The organism is Streptomyces sudanensis (genome assembly GCF_023614315.1).
GTDB lineage: Bacteria > Actinomycetota > Actinomycetes > Streptomycetales > Streptomycetaceae > Streptomyces > Streptomyces sudanensis.
Genome location: NZ_CP095474.1, coordinates 4,602,508 through 4,618,578, shown reverse-complemented (window position 1 = coordinate 4,618,578; position 16,071 = coordinate 4,602,508). Strand labels below are relative to the sequence as shown.

Annotated in this window: 14 protein-coding genes, 3 pseudogenes and 1 riboswitch; of the genes and pseudogenes, 4 read left to right on the top strand and 13 right to left on the bottom strand. The window is 74.3% G+C overall.

Features of this window, described 5'->3' with window-relative positions; genetic code table 11:
* Window positions 1–293 precede the first annotated feature (293 nt).
* The 3 genes and pseudogenes from MW084_RS21395 to MW084_RS21385 form a co-directional block, all read left to right on the top strand.
* Window positions 294–923 (top strand): uridine kinase family protein, encoded by a 630-nt coding sequence (locus MW084_RS21395; RefSeq protein ID WP_010468787.1) that lies wholly within the window; start codon window positions 294–296, stop codon window positions 921–923.
* A gap of 404 nt (window positions 924–1,327) precedes the next feature.
* Window positions 1,328–2,232 (top strand): annotated as a pseudogene (locus MW084_RS21390) (tetratricopeptide repeat protein); the annotation flags it as partial.
* Between the two features lie 8 nt (window positions 2,233–2,240).
* A partial coding sequence (locus MW084_RS21385; protein ID WP_275563745.1) for an AAA family ATPase occupies window positions 2,241–3,285 on the top strand: 1,045 nt, incomplete at its 5' end.
* Between the two features lie 152 nt (window positions 3,286–3,437).
* Here the strand turns inward: MW084_RS21385 and MW084_RS21380 are convergent.
* From MW084_RS21380 to ribD, 9 genes and pseudogenes are all read right to left on the bottom strand, one after another.
* The gene (locus tag MW084_RS21380; RefSeq protein WP_010468791.1) at window positions 3,438–3,896 is read right to left on the bottom strand and encodes a PH domain-containing protein; all 459 of its coding nucleotides are present in this window, start codon (window positions 3,894–3,896) and stop codon (window positions 3,438–3,440) included.
* Window positions 3,897–3,918: 22 nt separating this feature from the next.
* Complete coding sequence (hisG, locus tag MW084_RS21375) at window positions 3,919–4,767, bottom strand: ATP phosphoribosyltransferase (RefSeq protein WP_010468793.1); 849 nt, start codon at window positions 4,765–4,767, stop codon at window positions 3,919–3,921.
* A 44-nt stretch (window positions 4,768–4,811) separates the two neighbouring features.
* Window positions 4,812–5,084 (bottom strand): phosphoribosyl-ATP diphosphatase, encoded by a 273-nt coding sequence (locus MW084_RS21370; protein WP_010468795.1) that lies wholly within the window; start codon window positions 5,082–5,084, stop codon window positions 4,812–4,814.
* Window positions 5,085–5,118: 34 nt separating this feature from the next.
* Window positions 5,119–5,604: a 6,7-dimethyl-8-ribityllumazine synthase gene (gene ribH, locus MW084_RS21365; protein ID WP_010468796.1), complete on the bottom strand. Its 486-nt coding sequence runs from the start codon at window positions 5,602–5,604 to the stop codon at window positions 5,119–5,121.
* A 51-nt stretch (window positions 5,605–5,655) separates the two neighbouring features.
* Window positions 5,656–6,321: pseudogene (gene ribA, locus MW084_RS21360) on the bottom strand (GTP cyclohydrolase II); the annotation flags it as partial.
* A gap of 1 nt (window position 6,322) precedes the next feature.
* The coding region (gene ribB / locus MW084_RS21355) for a 3,4-dihydroxy-2-butanone-4-phosphate synthase (protein WP_275563744.1) at window positions 6,323–6,977 on the bottom strand (655 nt) is incomplete at its 3' end.
* Window positions 6,974–7,627, bottom strand: coding sequence for a nicotinamide mononucleotide transporter family protein (locus MW084_RS21350; RefSeq protein ID WP_010468800.1), 654 nt, complete (start codon window positions 7,625–7,627; stop codon window positions 6,974–6,976). The genes MW084_RS21350 and ribB, both read right to left, overlap by 4 nt.
* Entirely contained in the window at window positions 7,624–8,226 is a 603-nt protein-coding gene (locus MW084_RS21345) for a riboflavin synthase (protein WP_010468802.1), read from the bottom strand. The genes MW084_RS21350 and MW084_RS21345 overlap by 4 nt, the downstream gene beginning before the upstream one ends.
* Window positions 8,227–9,330, bottom strand: a complete 1,104-nt coding sequence (gene ribD / locus MW084_RS21340; RefSeq protein ID WP_010468804.1) for a bifunctional diaminohydroxyphosphoribosylaminopyrimidine deaminase/5-amino-6-(5-phosphoribosylamino)uracil reductase RibD — start codon at window positions 9,328–9,330, stop codon at window positions 8,227–8,229. It lies immediately after the preceding gene.
* A 156-nt stretch (window positions 9,331–9,486) separates the two neighbouring features.
* A riboswitch (FMN riboswitch) is annotated at window positions 9,487–9,617 on the bottom strand.
* Window positions 9,618–10,003: 386 nt separating this feature from the next.
* Here ribD and MW084_RS21335 point away from each other — a divergent pair.
* A pseudogene (locus tag MW084_RS21335) lies at window positions 10,004–11,158 on the top strand (MFS transporter); the annotation flags it as partial.
* A gap of 184 nt (window positions 11,159–11,342) precedes the next feature.
* On the opposite strand, the gene MW084_RS21330 reads toward MW084_RS21335, so the two are convergent.
* The 4 genes from MW084_RS21330 to MW084_RS21315 all read right to left on the bottom strand — a co-directional run.
* Entirely contained in the window at window positions 11,343–13,034 is a 1,692-nt protein-coding gene (locus MW084_RS21330; RefSeq protein ID WP_010468808.1) for a flavin monoamine oxidase family protein, read from the bottom strand.
* A gap of 55 nt (window positions 13,035–13,089) precedes the next feature.
* Complete coding sequence (locus MW084_RS21325; protein ID WP_010468810.1) at window positions 13,090–13,887, bottom strand: carbon-nitrogen hydrolase family protein; 798 nt, start codon at window positions 13,885–13,887, stop codon at window positions 13,090–13,092.
* Window positions 13,888–14,262: 375 nt separating this feature from the next.
* Entirely contained in the window at window positions 14,263–14,718 is a 456-nt protein-coding gene (locus MW084_RS21320; RefSeq protein WP_010468812.1) for an Lrp/AsnC family transcriptional regulator, read from the bottom strand.
* Window positions 14,719–14,728: 10 nt separating this feature from the next.
* The coding region (locus MW084_RS21315) for an amino acid permease (RefSeq protein WP_275563743.1) at window positions 14,729–16,010 on the bottom strand (1,282 nt) is incomplete at its 5' end.
* Window positions 16,011–16,071 lie beyond the last annotated feature (61 nt).

Here is a 16,071-nt window from a genome sequence, read left to right as displayed (position 1 = left end):
TGTGTATAAGAGACAGGCGAGCGCCCCGAGGCCGGCGNNGTNGGAGGCGGCGGCCAGGGCGGCGGCCAGCACGGTCCTGCGCGGGGTCGGTTCGGGCATGCGGGTGCTCCCCTGTCGGGTCGGCTGAGGTCCGGGGACGTGGTGGGCGAGGAGGACGGTCCGGCGCCGCCCACTATCGCGGCCGGGCCCCGCCTCCGCCAGGCAATCCGCGCCCGTATCCCCCGGCCGGCGGCCTCCCTCGACCCGCCGGGCCGTCCGGCGGGCGCGGCGGGGCGCGTCGGTAGGGTGGCGGCATGTCCCCAGCCGACTCCGACCGCGCCGGCCTCGGGGCGCTCGCCGCCGGGGTGCGCGCCCTGCCGCCGTCCTGCGGGCCCGTGCGGCTCGTCGCCGTGGACGGGCACGCGGGGTCCGGCAAGTCGACGTTCGCCGCGCGGTTCGCGGACGCCCTCGGCGGGGCGCCGGTCCTCCACCTCGACGACCTCGCCACGCACGACGAGCCGTTCGGCTGGACGGGCCGCCTGCGCACGCAGGTCCTGGACCGGTTCGCGCGCGGCGAGGCGGCGGAGTACCGCCCGTACGACTGGGACGCCCGCCGCTTCGGGCCGCCGCGGCGGCTGCCGCCCGACCCGGTCGTCCTGGTCGAGGGCGTGGGCGCCGGGCGCCGGGCGGTCCGGCCCCACCTGGCGCGGCTGCTGTGGATGGACCGCGCCCCCGAGGACTCCTGGCTGCGGGGACGGCTCCGCGACGGACCCGCGCAGTCCGCCTTCTGGGACGGGTGGACGGTGGCGGAGATCCGCCATTTCGCCCGCGACCCGTCCCTGCCGTTCGCGCACTTCCTGGTGCGCGAGTGCCGGGAGGGCTACGTGTGGCTGCCGGGGCGCCGTCCGAACGCCGAGGCGGAGCCGGCCCCTCACGCACCGTGACGCCCGGCGGGGTTTCGCGAAAGAGGCGGAAATCAGTCCCCGGACTGTCCGGAGCGTGCTTGACCGGTGAGCCGTACAGGTCTTACGTTCTCAATGTGCGGCTTTCAGGAGCCGTCGCAGACACGAAGCCCCCGGTTGTTCCCCCGTGATCGGGGGCTTCGTTCTGCCCTCACTCCCCCGTCCGGCCGGTGAGCCGGCCCCGCGGCACTCACCCTCCGTCACGGTCGCCGCCGGGCCCGCGACCGCCTCCCGGACGCCGATCGCACCCTTAGTCGCACACCGTGTACGCGGGTACGATGCACCCCGGTGCGGTCGAAGCCCGCCCCGGGAAGGCCGTCACGAAGGTCTCCGGCGGGCGTCCGCCCGGCGGGACGGCTCCGGGGCACACGCGGTGGGGGGACCCGATGGACATCGGCACGCAGGGTGCGCAGGCCCCCGCCGACCTCGCCTGGCTGCGCGGCGTCGACGCCTACACCATGGGCGCGTACCCCCAGGCCGAGGAGGAGTTCCGCGCCGCCGTGCGGGCCGACCCCGGCATGGCCGACGCCTGGCTCGGGCTGCACGCCCTGCGGGTCGACACGACCACCGCGCTGCTGCGGATGTACCACCACCGCGAGCGGTTCGGCGAGCAGCGGCGGCGCCACCACCGGACACTCAACTCCTGGTACTGGCTGGGCTGGTGGGTGCAGCCGGTGCTGGAGAGCCCCCGGGACCTGCTCCTCGCCCACGCCTCCCACTGGCTCGACGGCCGGCACGTCCCCGAGCTCGACCGGGCGCTGGCGGAGCTGCCGCCCGTGGACGCCGACCCGCAGGTGCGGTTCCTGCACGCCTGCCGGGCGTACCTGGTCAAGGACTGGGACCGGCTCGTCCGGCACACCGACCCCCTCGTCGACGACCCGCTGCTGGGCATCGAGGCCGGGCTGTTCGGCGGCATGGCACGGGTGCGGCTGGAGATGTACGGGCAGGCCGAGCCGCTGCTGTCGGCGGCGCTCATGCGGTGCCGCAGCGAGCAGCCCCAGCGCAAGGAACTGCGCTACTGGCTGGCCCGGGCGCACGAGGGCACCGGCCGCACCGCCGCCGCGCTGCCCCTGTACCGGGCGGTGCACCGGGTGGACCCGTCGTTCATGGACACGGCGGCGCGGCTCGCGGCCATCGCCGAGTACGACGGCTTCGACGGGTCGCCCGAGGAGACGGCGGGCATCGCGGCGGTGTCCCTGGCGGGCGGCGCCGGGGCGGGCGGCGGAGCGGACGGCGGGCCGGGCACGGACCTGCTGGACCCGGGGGTGGAGCAGGACCCCGCGGGGCCCGGNGCCCCNNGGGCCGGCCCGGGCCGGCCCCCGGGATGGTCCGGGCCGCCCCCGGGGCGCCCGCCGCGCCCGCGCCGCCCGGCGGGACGCGGGAGAAGAAGGGCGGGGACGTACCGGGGCGGCCGGTCCCGCCCCGGTTCCCGGCGAGCCCGACGGACCCGGCGCTGCTGGCGCGGGCGCTCGCCGAGCTGGAGCGGATGGTCGGCCTCGAACCGGTGAAGCGCCAGGTCAAAGCCCTCTCCGCCCAGTTGGAGATGGCCCGGTTACGCGCCGGGCAAGGGCTTCCCGTGCAGCCCCCGAAACGGCACTTCGTCTTCTCCGGCCCCTCCGGCACCGGGAAGACCACCGTCGCCCGCATCCTCGGCCGGGTGTTCTACGCCCTGGGACTGCTCGGCGGCGACCACCTCGTGGAGGCCCAGCGCGCCGACCTCGTCGGGGAGTTCCTGGGCCAGACGGCGGTGAAGGCCAACGAGCTGATCGACTCCGCGCTGGGCGGCGTCCTCTTCGTCGACGAGGCGTACGCGCTGGCCAACTCCGGCTACGGCAGGGGCGACGCGTACGGCGACGAGGCGCTGCAGGTCCTGCTGAAGCGCGCCGAGGACAACCGCGACCACCTGGTGGTGATCCTCGCCGGCTACCCGGAGGGCATGGACCGGCTGCTCGCCGCCAACCCGGGCCTGTCGTCCCGGTTCACGACGCGGGTCGACTTCCCGTCGTACCGGCCCTCGGAACTCACCGAGATCGGCAGGATGCTGGCGGCGGCCGACGGCGACACGTGGGACGAGGAGGCGCTCGGCGAGCTGCGCTCGATCAGCGAGCACGTCGTGGAGCAGGGCTGGATCGACGAGCTGGGCAACGGCAGGTTCCTGCGCACCCTGTACGAGAAGTCGTGCGCCTACCGCGACCTGCGGCTCTCCGGGTACACCGGGACGCCGACGCGGGAGGACCTGGCGACGCTGCGGCTGCCGGACCTGATGCAGGCGTACGGCGAGGTCCTCTCGGGCCGCGGCCCGGGCGGCCCCGGCCCTCAGGACCCCGCTCCCCCGGCGTACTGACCGCGCGTCCGCGACCGCGCCGGGAGGGGCCTTGCGCCTCCCGGAGGGGCGCGGACCGGCGACGCGGACGCGGTCCGCCGGGTCCCGCACCGCGTCCACCGGCGCCTCCGGCACGTCCTTGGGGGCGACCGGGCCCGGCGGGGACGGGGAGGTCAGTGCCGCTCGGGGCCCGTGCCGCGGGTCTCGACGAGGGCGCGCAGGGCCCGCGCGTCGCGGACGGCCTGCGCCCTGCCGATCCCCGGCTGGATGCCGAGGGCGGGCAGGCTGGTGCCGTCGCTGAGGTCGAGGAAGACCCACGGGTCGCCGGCCCGCAGGTTGACGCGGAGGATCTCCGGCCAGGCCAGGCGGCGGCTGCGGGTCAGGTTGACGACGGTGACGCCGTCCTCGTCGGCCACGACCTTCGGGCGGCTGAGCAGGATGAGCACGCCGTAGAAGAGCGCGGCCGTGAGGACGAAGCTCATCCGCTCACCCGGGTGGAGCTGCTCCAGCGTCAGGGCGACCGCGGTGATGACCGCGAACATGACCGCGCCCACGGCGAGGAGCACGGCACGGGTGCGCCGCGGCCGGAAGGTGACGGGGAGGGCGGGGGTTTCGCTGGGCGCGTCGGGCATGGCGGGGCGTTCTGCTTCCGGCTCAGAGGCGGCAGGCGTGGATCTCGGTGGTGAGGATGGCCCGGGCGCCGAGGGCGTACAGGTCGTCCATGACGCGCTGCGCGTCCTTGGCGGGGACCATGGCGCGGACGGCGACCCAGCCCTCGTTGTGCAGCGGCGAGACGGTCGGGGACTCCAGGCCCGGCGTGAGGGCGACGGCCTGCTCCAGGTGCTCGGCGCGGCAGTCGTAGTCCATCATCACGTAGCTCCGGGCGACGAGGACGCCCTGGAGGCGGCGGAGGAACCGCTGCACGCCGGGGTCGTCGGCCGGGGCGCCGGCGCGGCGGACGACGACGGCCTCGGAGGTGAGGATCGGTTCGCCGACGACCTCCAGGCCGGCGTTGCGCAGCGAGGTGCCGGTCTCCACGACGTCGGCGACGACCTGGGCGACACCGAGCTGGATGGCGGTCTCGACGGCGCCGTCGAGGTGGACGACGGTGGCGTCGACGCCCTGGTCGGCGAGGTGCTTGGCGACGATGCCCTCGTAGGAGGTGGCGATCGTCATGCCGTGGAAGTCGGCGGGTCCCCGGGCCGTGCCGGGCCGGGTCGCATAGCGGAAGGTGGAGCGGGCGAAGCCGAGCTCCAGGATCTCCTCGGCGTTGGCGCCGGAGTCCAGCAGCAGGTCGCGGCCGGTGATGCCGATGTCGAGCCTGCCGGAGCTGACGTAGATGGCGATGTCCCGGGGGCGGAGGTAGAAGAACTCGACCTCGTTGTCCGGGTCGACCAGGACCAGCTCCTTGGACTCCTTGCGCTGCTTGTAGCCGGCCTCATGGAGCATCGCCGACGCAGGTCCGGACAGTGAACCCTTGTTGGGGACGGCGATGCGCAGCATGGGGCGGGCTTCCTTCGCTTCGGAACGGTGTCGGGCGGGGCGGGTCAGAGGCGGGCGTAGACGTCGTCGAGGGAGATCCCGCGCGCGACCATCATCACCTGGACGTGGTACAGCAGTTGCGAGATCTCCTCGGCGGCGGCGTCCTCGCCCTCGTACTCGGCGGCCATCCACACTTCGGCGGCCTCCTCGACGATCTTCTTGCCGATGGCATGGACGCCCCGGCCCACCAACTCGGCGGTGCGGGAGGTGGCGGGGTCGCCGGTCCTGGCCTTGAGCTCCAGCTCGGCGAAGAGGTCTTCGAAGGTTTTGTTCGCCATGATGCCCTCAGAGTACGGGGTCCGGGGCGTCCGCTCAGCGCCAGGGTTCGCTGACGGTGCGCAGCGTCATGGCGGTGGCGACGGCGGCGGTGGCCGCTTCGTGGCCCTTGTCCTCGTTCGAGCCCTCCAGGCCGGCCCGGTCCAGGGCCTGCTCCTCGGTGTCGCAGGTGAGGACGCCGAAGCCGACGGGGACGCCGGTGTCGACGGAGACCTGGACGAGGCCCCGGGTGACGCCCTGGCACACATAGTCGAAGTGGGGCGTTCCGCCGCGGATGACGACGCCGAGAGCGACGACCGCGTCGTAGCCGCGTCCGGCGAGGACCTTGGCGACGACGGGCAGCTCGAAGCTGCCGGGGACGCGCAGGACGGTCGGCTCGTCGATGCCCAGTTCGTGCAGGGCGCGCAGGGCGCCGTCGACCAGGCCGTCCATGACCTTCTCGTGCCACTGGGCGGCGATGACGGCGACGCGGAGGTCGCCGCAGTTCCTGACGGTCAGTTCGGGTGCGCCCTTGCCGCTCACGTTTCTCCTCGGGTGGTGGGGTCGCCGGGTGGCTGCCGGATGGTGGTGGTGCTACTGGGTGGAGCAGGGGGACACGTCGGCCGGGCCGTCGAGCCAGGGCAGGTCGTGTCCCATGCGGTCGCGCTTGGTGCGCAGGTAGCGGACGTTGTGCTCGCCGGCCTGGACGGGCATGGGCTCGCGGCCGGTCACGGTGAGGCCGTGGCGGGCGAGGGCGGCGGTCTTCTCGGGGTTGTTGGTCATCAGCCGGATGCTGCGGACGCCGAGGTCGGCGAGCATCTGCGCGCCGGCGGCGTAGTCGCGGGCGTCGGCGGGCAGGCCGAGCTCCAGGTTGGCGTCGAGGGTGTCGCGGCCGCGTTCCTGCAGTTCGTACGCGCGGAGCTTGGAGAGCAGGCCGATGCCGCGCCCCTCGTGGCCGCGCAGGTAGACGACGACGCCCCGGCCGGCCGCGGTGACGCGGTCCATGGCGGTGTGCAGCTGCGGGCCGCAGTCGCAGCGCAGGGAGTGGAAGACGTCGCCGGTCAGGCACTCGGAGTGGACGCGGACGAGGACGTCCTCGCCGTCGCCGAGGTCGCCGTGGACGAGGGCGACGTGCTCGACGCCGTCGGCGGTGGAGCGGTAGCCGTACGCGGTGAAGTCGCCGTGCGCGGTGGGGAGCCGCACCTCGGCCTCGCGGCGCACGGACGGGACGGGGACGGCCCGGGGGGCGGCGCGGCGGGGNCGGTGCCGCGGCGGTGGGCGATCAGGTCCTCGATGGAGATGATGGTCAGGCCGTGCTTGCGGGCGAAGGGGACCAGCTCCGGCAGCCGGAGCATCACCCCGTCCTCGCCGGCGATCTCGACGATGGCGCCGGCCGGGCGGAGTCCGGCGAGGCGCGCCAGGTCGACGGCGGCCTCGGTGTGGCCGTCGCGGGCCAGCACGCCGCCGGGCCGGGCGCGCAGCGGGAAGACGTGGCCGGGGCGGACGAGGTCGGACGGTTCGGCGGTGCCGCTCGCCAGGAGCTGGAGGGTGGTGGCGCGGTCGGCGGCGGAGATGCCGGTGGTGACGCCGTGGGCGGGGGCCGCGTCGACGGAGACGGTGAAGGCCGTCCGCATCGACTCGGTGTTGTCCTCGACCATCTGCGGCAGGCCCAGCCGGTCCAGCTCCTCGCCCTCCATGGGCGCGCAGATCAGGCCGCGGCACTCGCTCATCATGAAGGCGACGATCTCGGGGGTGGCCTTCTCGGCGGCGACGACGAGGTCGCCCTCGTTCTCGCGGTCCTCGTCGTCGACGACCACGACCGGCCGGCCGGCGGCGATGTCGCGGACGGCCTGCTCGACGGGGTCGAGGGTGAGGTCGGCGGTGTCCCACAGGGGCAGTTCGGGCGCGGTGGTCATGCCGTGGCTCCTTCCAGGGCCTGGGCGGGGGTGCTGCGCGTGCGGAGCCACCAGTCGCGCATGCCCCACAGCACGAGGGCGAAGTAGACGACGTAGACGAGCCCCGAGAAGGCCAGGCCGCTGCCGAAGGCGAGCGGGACGCCGACGACGTCGACGAGGAGCCAGGCGAACCAGAACTCGACGAGGCCGCGGGCCTGGGCGACCATCGCGACGAGGGTGCCGACGAAGATGTACGCGTCGGCCCACGGGCTCCACGACAGCGCCGGGTACAGCGTGAACAGCCCGCCGACGGCGAGGGTGCCGAGGACGGCGCCCGCCAGGAGCAGGCCGCGCTCCCGCCAGGTCGCGAAGCGGACGGCGACGGAGCCGTCCCGGTCCTGCCCGCGGCCCAGGTGCCACTGGCGCCAGCCCCACGCGGCGACGGCGACGACCAGCAGCTGCTTGCCCACGCCGCCGCCGAGCTGGGCGGAGGCGTACGCGACGACGAGGACGACGCCGGAGAGCAGCTGGGCGGGCCAGGTGAGGATGGAGCGGCGCCAGCCGAGCGCCAGCGCGACGAGGCCGATGGTGTTGCCGATCAGGTCGGACCAGATGATGTGCTGGCCGAAGGCGGTGAACGCCTCCTCGCCCAGCCAGGCCGCGGCGCTCATCGGGCGGCCTCCCCGGTGCCGAGGAGGCGCTCGACGTACTTGGCGATGACGTCGACCTCGAGGTTGACGGGGTCGCCGGGCTGCTTGCGGCCGAGGGTGGTCAGGGCGAGCGTGGTGGGGATGAGGCTGACGGTGAAGTGGTCCGCGCCCGCGTCCACGACGGTGAGGCTGACGCCGTCGACGGTGATGGAGCCCTTCTCCACCACGTAGCGGGCGAGTTCCGCCGGCAGGGAGACCCTGACGACCTCCCAGTTCTCGGACGGCGTGCGCTCGACGATGGTGCCGGTGCCATCGACGTGGCCCTGGACGATGTGCCCGCCGAAGCGGCCGTCGGCGGGCATGGGCCGCTCCAGGTTGACCCGGGAGCCCGCGGTGAGCGCGCCGAGGCTGGAGCGCTTGAGGGTCTCGGCCATCACGTCGGCGGTGAACTCGTCGCCCTCCCGCTCGACGACCGTGAGGCAGACGCCGTTGACGGCGATCGAGTCGCCGTGCTTCGCGCCTCGGGTGACCACGGGGCCTCGGACGCGGAAGCGGGAGGCGTCGCCGAGGGCCTCGACGGCGGTGACCTCGCCCAGTTCTTCGACGATTCCGGTGAACACTCAGTGCTCCTTGGTGGTGGGGAGGGTGGCGGGGCGGGCGGTGACGCGCAGGTCGGGCCCGAGGCGGGCGGTGTCGGTGACGCGCAGCCGCAGCGCGTCGGCGACGGTGGTGATCCCGGCGTCGCCGAGCACGGCGGGGCCGGCGCCGAGGAGGACCGGGGCGAGGTAGCCGACGACCTCGTCGACGGCGCCCGCGGCGGCGAAGGCGCCCGCGAGGGTGGGGCCGCCTTCGAGGAGGACGGAGCGGACGCCCCGTTCGTGCAGGGCGGCCAGCAGGGCCGGCACCGACAGGCCGCGCCCGGAGGCGGCCCTGGGGAGCCGTACGACGTCGGTGCCGGCGAGGTGGTCGGCGGCGGCGTCCTCGGCGACGGCGATCAGCGTGGGCGCGGCGTCGTCGAGGACCCGGGCGCCGGGCGCGACGGCGGTCGCCTCCGTGTCGACGACGACCCTCAGCGGCTGGACGGCGGCGAGGCCGCGCACGGCGAGGTGCGGGTCGTCGGTGCGGGCGGTGCCGGAGCCGACGACGACGGCGTCCGCCTCGGCGCGCAGCCGGTGGACGTCGGCACGGGCCTCGGGGGAGGTGATCCAGCGGCTGGTGCCGTCGGCGGCCGCGACCCGCCCGTCGAGAGTGGCGGCGTACTTCCAGCGGACGTGGGGCCGGGCGAGGCGCACGGAGGTGAGCCAGGCGGCGTTGCCGGCCTCGGCCTCCTCGGCGAGGACGCCGCCCTCGACCTCGACGCCGGCCGCGCGGAGGGTCTCGGCGCCCCCTCGGGCCTGCGGGTCCGGGTCGGCGACGGCGTAGACGACACGGGCGATCCCGGCTTCGATCAGTGCCTGGGCGCAGGGGCCGGTGCGGCCGGTGTGGTTGCAGGGTTCGAGGGTGACGTAGGCGGTGCCGCCGCGGGCGAGGACGCCCGCCTCGCGCAGGGCGCGGACCTCGGCGTGCGGGCCGCCGGCGCGTTCGTGGTACCCGGAGCCCACCTCGTGGCCGGAGGCGTCGAGGACGACGCACCCGACGACCGGGTTGGGGCTGGTGGAGCCGAGTCCGCGGGCCGCGAGCGCGACGGCTCGGCGCATGGCGGTCGTGTCGGACGCTGTGGCCACCGGGTCCTCCTGCCTCGTCGGGCACGGACTCCGGGGCCTGTCGGCGACAGGGAGCGGGCGCGGCACCTCGCGGGGTGCGCGCCTCCGCACGCCGGCCGGTCCGCCGGGACGGCCCGGCTGCCGGCAGACGACGGCGCGCCCTTGAGGGGTCGCCCGCCGCGCACTGCCTCCCATCCGGACTTTCACCGTCGGTCCAGGAGTTTCACCTGGTCAACCGGCCACTGGATGCGGCCGGGTCGCGGACTGTAACCGCCGGTTCGGAATTGCACCGACCCCGGAGTGCGCTGCTGCTGATACAGGGCCAGTCTGCCATGGCCGCCCGCCGCCCATACGGCCGATCCCTGTGGGGTGACTCACAGCGCGCGCCGGGTCACACCGCCCGCGGGCCCGCGGATGCCGGGCCCGCGGGCGGTGCGTGGGGTGCGTGGGGTGCGGGCCGGGAGCGGAAGACCCGGGACCGGACCGCCGTCGGCGCGGGCCCGGAAGGGCGGCCGCGCGCACGGTTCGGTTCCGCGGTGGCGGCCGGAGCCCCGCACGGCGCCGCACCCTGCCGCCGTGTCGCCGTGTCGCCGTGTCGCCGTGTCGCCGTGTCGCCGTGTCGCCGAGGAGGATGGGGCCGGGGAGGCGGGTAGGTACCGGCGGGGACCGGGGCGTCGAGACGGGAGGAGCACCCGTGCCGTACCGCGAGGAGGGACTGCGGCGGGCGCGGTACGCCGTGGCCGCCGTGTTCTGCGTGCACGGCGCGGTCACCGGCAGTTTCGCCACCCGCATCCCGTGGATCCAGGAGCACGCGGGGGTGAGCCCCGGGCAGTTGGGGCTGGCCCTCGCCTTCCCCGCGTTCGGCGCCTCGCTGACGATGCCGCTCGCGGGCGCGGTCGCGCACCGCCTCGGGACGCGCGCGGCGCTGCGCGTGCTGCTGACCCTGTGGACGCTGTCGCTGGCCCTGCCCTCGCTCGCGTCCGGCATGTACGGCCTGTGCGGCGCACTGTTCGTGTACGGCGCGACCTCCGGCATGTCCGACGTGGCGATGAACGCGCTGGGCGTCGAGGTGGAGGAGCGGCTCGGCCGGTCCGTCATGTCGGGCCTGCACGGCATGTGGAGCGCCGGCGCGCTGATCGGCTCGGCCTCCGGCACGCTCGCCGCGCACCTGGGCGGCGACGCGCGCCTGCACCACCTGTCGGCCGCCGCCGCCCTGACCGTACTGGGGCTGGCGTCCTGCCGGGGCGTGCCGGACGTGCGCGGCGTGCCCGGTGAGGGGCCGCCGCGGTTCGCCCTGCCGCCGCGCTCGGCGCTGGCGGTCGGGGCGGTCGGCTTCTGCGCGGTCTTCGCGGAGGGCGCGAGCCTCGACTGGTCGGCGGTCCGCCTGGAGGACGGGCTGGGTGCGTCGCCGGGCGCGGCGGCCGCCTCCACCACGGCGTTCGCGCTGACCATGACGGTGGCGCGGCTGGCCGGCGACCGGGTCGTGGACCGGTTCGGCGCGGTCCGCACGGTACGGGCGGGGGGTCTGGCGGCGACGGCGGGCGGCGCGCTGGTCGTCGCGGCCCCGCACCCGGTGGCCGCGATGGCCGGTTTCGGTCTCCTCGGGCTGGGGGTGGCCGTCGTCGTCCCGCTGGCCTTCGCCGCGGCGGGCCGCAGCGGGCCGAATCCGAGCCAGGCCATCGCGGGCGTCGCCACCCTCACGTACACCTCCGGGCTGGTCGCTCCGTCGCTGATCGGCGGCCTCGCCGACCTGACGTCGCTGACGGTGTCGTTCGCGGTGGTCACCGTGCTGGCGTTCGGCCTGGTGGCCGGGGCGGGCGTGCTGGCCCCGGGCCGCCGGGCCCGGGGCNGCNNNGCGGGCGCGGACGCGGGGACCGGAGGCGGCCGGGACCGCTGACCGGACGACCGCACGGCCGCGCACCCGCGGGACGCCCCGGGGCTCCTCGCGGACGGGTCCGGGGTCGATGTGGGACGGAGCCGGTCGAGGGTGCTCGCCCCACCTCGACCGGCTCCTGGCACGGTTCCGCCGGGCGTCAGTCCTCCGGCAGCTCCACCGGGGCGATCTCGTCGTAGACATCGCCCGGGCCCGGGTTGGACGGGTCGGTCTCGCCGCCCAGGTGGTGCATGACGCCCCACACGGCGTTGAGCGCGGTCTGCACGGCGCCCTCGGCCCAGCCGGCCGTCCAGGAGATGTCGTCGCCGGCGAGGAAGATGCCGCGCTTGTCCTCGGGGAGCCGGTCCTGCATGAAGTGGGTGTACAGGCGGCGCTGGTAGCGGTAGTGGCCCGGCAGGTTGGCCTTGAACGCGCCCATGAAGTACGGCTCGTTCTCCCAGGACACGGTCACCGGGTTGCCGATGATGTGCTTGCGGATGTCGACCTTCGGGTAGATCTCGCCGAGCGACTTCAGCATGACCTCCATCCGCTCGTTCGCGGACAGCGGCAGCCACTTGAGGCTGTCGTCGCACCAGGTGTACGACAGGCAGATCACGGCGGGCTTGTCCGGGCCGTTGTCGAGCAGGTACGTGCCGCGGGTCATCCGGTCGGTCAGCGTCATCGACATGACGTCCCGGCCGGTCTCCTCGTCCTTGTCCAGCCAGAACGGCCGGTCGACGGGGACGAACAGCTTCGAGGACTCCATGTAGTGGGTGCGCTCGATCGCCGTCCAGTGGTCGATCGGGAAGAGCGAGTCGTCGCAGTCGATCTTGGAGAGCAGCATCCAGGACTGGGCGGTGAAGATCGCCGCGCGGTAGGTGCGGATGTCGCCGTCCGCGTCGGTGACCGTGATCCGGTTGCCGGACGTGCGGTGCAGGCGGGTCACGGCCGGCCTGGGCTCGCCGCCGTGGAGGGACTTCAGCGAGGTGCCGAGCGGCCAGTAAACGATCTTCTCCGGCTCGCGCTCCCACAGGCGCAGCGGAAGCTGCTGGCTGCCGCCGACGATGCCGCGGTGGAAGTCGTCGGCCTCGGTGTAGACGACGCGGAGGATCTCCAGGATGGAGTTGGGGAAGTCGGTGTCCCAGCCGCCGGTGCCGAAGCCGACCTGGCCGAAGATCTCCCGGTGGCGGAACGACCTGAACGCCTCGGACTCGCAGAGGAAGCCGTAGAACGTCTGGTTGTCGAGCTTCTCGACGAGCTTCGCCCAGATCTCCCGGATGCGCGGCACGTCGCGCTCGCGCATGGCGCGGTTCATGTCGGAGAAGTCCGCGCCCTCCTCCAGGCACCGGTTCCAGGCGTCGGCGACGTCGCGGTAGACCTGCGGCAGGTCGTCGACGGTCTCCGCGTAGTGCGTCTCGCCCTTGAGGTCCACGACGGTGGAGGGGGTCGACTCGGCGAGCGGGTTGGGGAACGGCCTGGTCTCCAGGCCGACCAGGTCGATGTAGTACTGCAGGGCCGTGGACGACGGCGGGAAGCGCATCGCGCCCAGCTCGCAGTTGAGCTCCGGGTCGCAGCCCTCGAAGCCGACGGTGCGCAGCCGGCCGCCGAGCTGGTCGGCCTCGTACACGACGGGCTTGAGGCCCATCTTCATCAGCTCGTACGCGGCGACGATGCCGGACAGGCCGCCGCCGATCACGGCGACCTCGGTGCCGTGCTCGGCGGCGGGCACCTGGCCGAGGCCGGCCGGGTGGGCCAGGAAGTCGTCGTACGCGTACGGGAAGTCCGGACCGAACATGGTGATCGGCGGCTGGGCGTCGGTGTGCTGGATGGCGGTGGGCACCGTGGACGTCATGGGGTACGGACTCCTTGCACGGGTGGAGACGAGGGGGGTGCTGGGTGGGGGGCGCTCAGACGAGGCCGGTGTAGAGGGCGGGGCGGCGGTCCCTGAGGTACGGGTTCTCGCCGCGCGAGCGCCGGAGCGTCTCGGGGTCGGCGTCGCCGACGACCAGTTCCTCGCCGCGGCCGGCGCGGGCCCGGACGGTGCCGTCGGGGCCGGCGAGCGCGGACAGGCCGACGAACTCGAATTCGCCCTCGGGGCCGGTCCGGTTGGCGTACGCGATGTACAGCTGGTTCTCGAAGGCGCGGACCGGCACGACGGACTCGGCGACGATCTGCGCGGGGTGCATCAGCGCGGTCGGTACGAGCAGCAGGTCCGTGCCGGCCAGGGCGTGCGCCCGGACGTTCTCCGGGAACTCCACGTCGTAGCAGATGATCAGGCCGACCCGGACGCCGGCGACCTCGGCCTGGACGACCGGCTCGTCGCCGGGGGTGAACCACTCCTCCTCGAAGCCGCCGTAGAGGTGGGTCTTGCGGTAGTTCGCCAGGAACGCGCCGTCGGCGCCGACGAGCCGCGCGGAGTTGTACACGCGCTGCCCGTCGCGCTCCGGGTAGCCGTAGGCGACGGCCAGGCCGTGACGTGCGGCGACGGCCGCGACCCGGCGGGCCGACGGGCCGTCCGCGGGCTCGGCGAGCCGGGCGATGTCCGCGCCGATCGCGTACCCGGTGAGGAACAGCTCGGGGGCGACCAGCAGTCCCGCGCCGGCGGCCGCCGCGCGGGCGGCGGCCTCGTCGAGGGCCGCGAGGTTGGCGGCCACGTCGCCGAGCTGTCCGGAGCTCTGGAGCAGGGCAGTGCGCAGCGGCGGCATGGCGGACCTCGTCAGGGTTCGGATCGGGGGATGTCAAAAAGGTACGGTCCGGTTTTCTCCCCGGACAAGGCGTGACCGTTGCGGACCGACCGTCGAAACGTTGCGCACTCACCGCGGTCCGCGGTGATTCGTTGCGCGACCCGTGGTCGAGGGCGGAAGAAGGCCCCGGCGGGCGGTGGCGGCGCGGCCGGGCGCCCGTCCCGGGAGGGCGGTGGCCGCCGCGCGGGGCCCCCGCGGGGAGGGCCGCGGCGGGACGCCGTACGGGGACCGCCGCGCGGTGCGGGAGGACGCCCGGCGCGGGGCGGGACGGCCGGAGCCGACCGGCGCCGGGCGGGCCGGCCGGGACCGGGCGTCCGCGCCGGGGGCGGCCGCGGGTCAGGCGGGCGAGCCGGAGGAGAACCGCCGCAGGAGCGGGGAGAGGACCAGCACCGACTTGGTGCGCTCCACGAACGGCTCTCCCGCGATGCGTTCCAGCACCCGCTCGAAGTGGCGCATGTCCGAGGCGAAGACCTGGACGATCGCGTCCGCCTCCCCCGTCACGGTGGAGGCGGACGCGATCTCCGGGTAGCGCTTGAGACCGCGCTGGATCGTCTCGGGCGAGGTGTTCCCCCGTGCGTAGATCTCGATGAAGCCCTCGGTCTCCCAGCCGAGCGCCGCCGGGTCCACCCGGACGGTGAACCCGGTGATGGCCCCCTCGGCCCTGAGCCGGTCGACGCGCCGCTTCACCGCCGGGGCGGACAGCCCGACCATCGAGCCGATGTCGGCGTAGCTGCGGCGGGCGTCTTCGGCGAGGGCGTGGACGATGCGTTCGTCGAGATCGTTGAGTCGCACGGAGGAGGGGTCACTTCTCTGCGGTGGCCAATCGGGAGCGGCGCATGCCGTACACGAAGTAGAACACGAAGCCGGCGGCCATCCAGAGGCCGAAGACCACCCAGGTGACCATGTCGAGGCTGTACATGCTGTAGCCGCAGAACAGGAAGCCCAGGACCGGGAAGAGGGGGCCGAACGGCACCTTGAAGCTGCGCTCCAGTTCGGGACGGGTGGTGCGCAGGACGACGACCGCGATGTTGACCAGCGCGAAGGCGAACAGCGTGCCGATGCTGGTGGCGTTGACCAGTTCGCCGAGCGGGACGGCCGCGGCCAGGACGCCGCAGAACACCGAGACGATCACGGTGTTGACGCGGGGTGTGCCGGTGCGGGGGCTGACCTTGGCGAAGACCTTGGGCACCAGGCCGTCGCGGGACATCGCGAAGAGGATGCGGGTCTGGCCGTAGAGCACGGTCAGGACGACGCTGGCGATGGAGACGACCGCGCCGGCGGCGAGCAGGGTGCCCCAGAAGCTCTGCCCGGTGACGTCGTTCATGATCGCGGCGAGCGAGGCCTCGGAGCCCTCGAACTTCTTCCAGTCCCAGGCGCCCACGGCGACCGCCGCGACCAGGACGTACAGGGCGGTGACGACGACCAGCGAGAGCATGATCGCCCGGGGCAGGTCGCGCTTGGGGTCCTTGGCCTCCTCGCCGGCCGTGGAGGCGGCGTCGAAGCCGATGTACGAGAAGAACAGGACGGCGCCCGCCGCGCCGATGCTGGAGAGGCCGAGCGGCATGAAGTCGGAGTAGTTGCCCGAGGTGAAGCCCGTGAAGCCGATGGCGCAGAACAGGACGAGCGCGGCGATCTTCACGACGACCATGATCGTGTTGGCGCGGGCGGACTCCTTGGCGCCGCCGAGCAGGAAGACCATCGCCAGCATCACGACGATCAGCGCGGGCAGGTTGAACACGCCGCCGTCGCCGGGGGGCGCGCTGAGCGCGTCGGGGAGGGTGACGCCGATCGTGCCGTTGAGGAGCTCGTTGAGGTAGTCGCCCCAGCCGACCGCGACCGCGGCGACGGACACGCCGTACTCCAGCAGCAGGCACCAGCCGCACACCCAGGCGACGAGTTCGCCCATCGTTGCGTACGCATACGAGTACGAGGAGCCGGCGACGGGGATCGTGCCGGCCAGTTCGGCGTAGGAGAGCGCCGAGAAGAGCGCCGTCAGGCCCGCGAAGACGAACGCCAGGGTAACGGCGGGCCCCGCCTGGGGAACGGCTTCGCCGAGAACGACGAAAATGCCGGTGCCGAGCGTGNCNCNNATGNTGANCNGCNANNTGANCCGCCCTCTCCCTGACCACCCTCCGCGANCAGCAC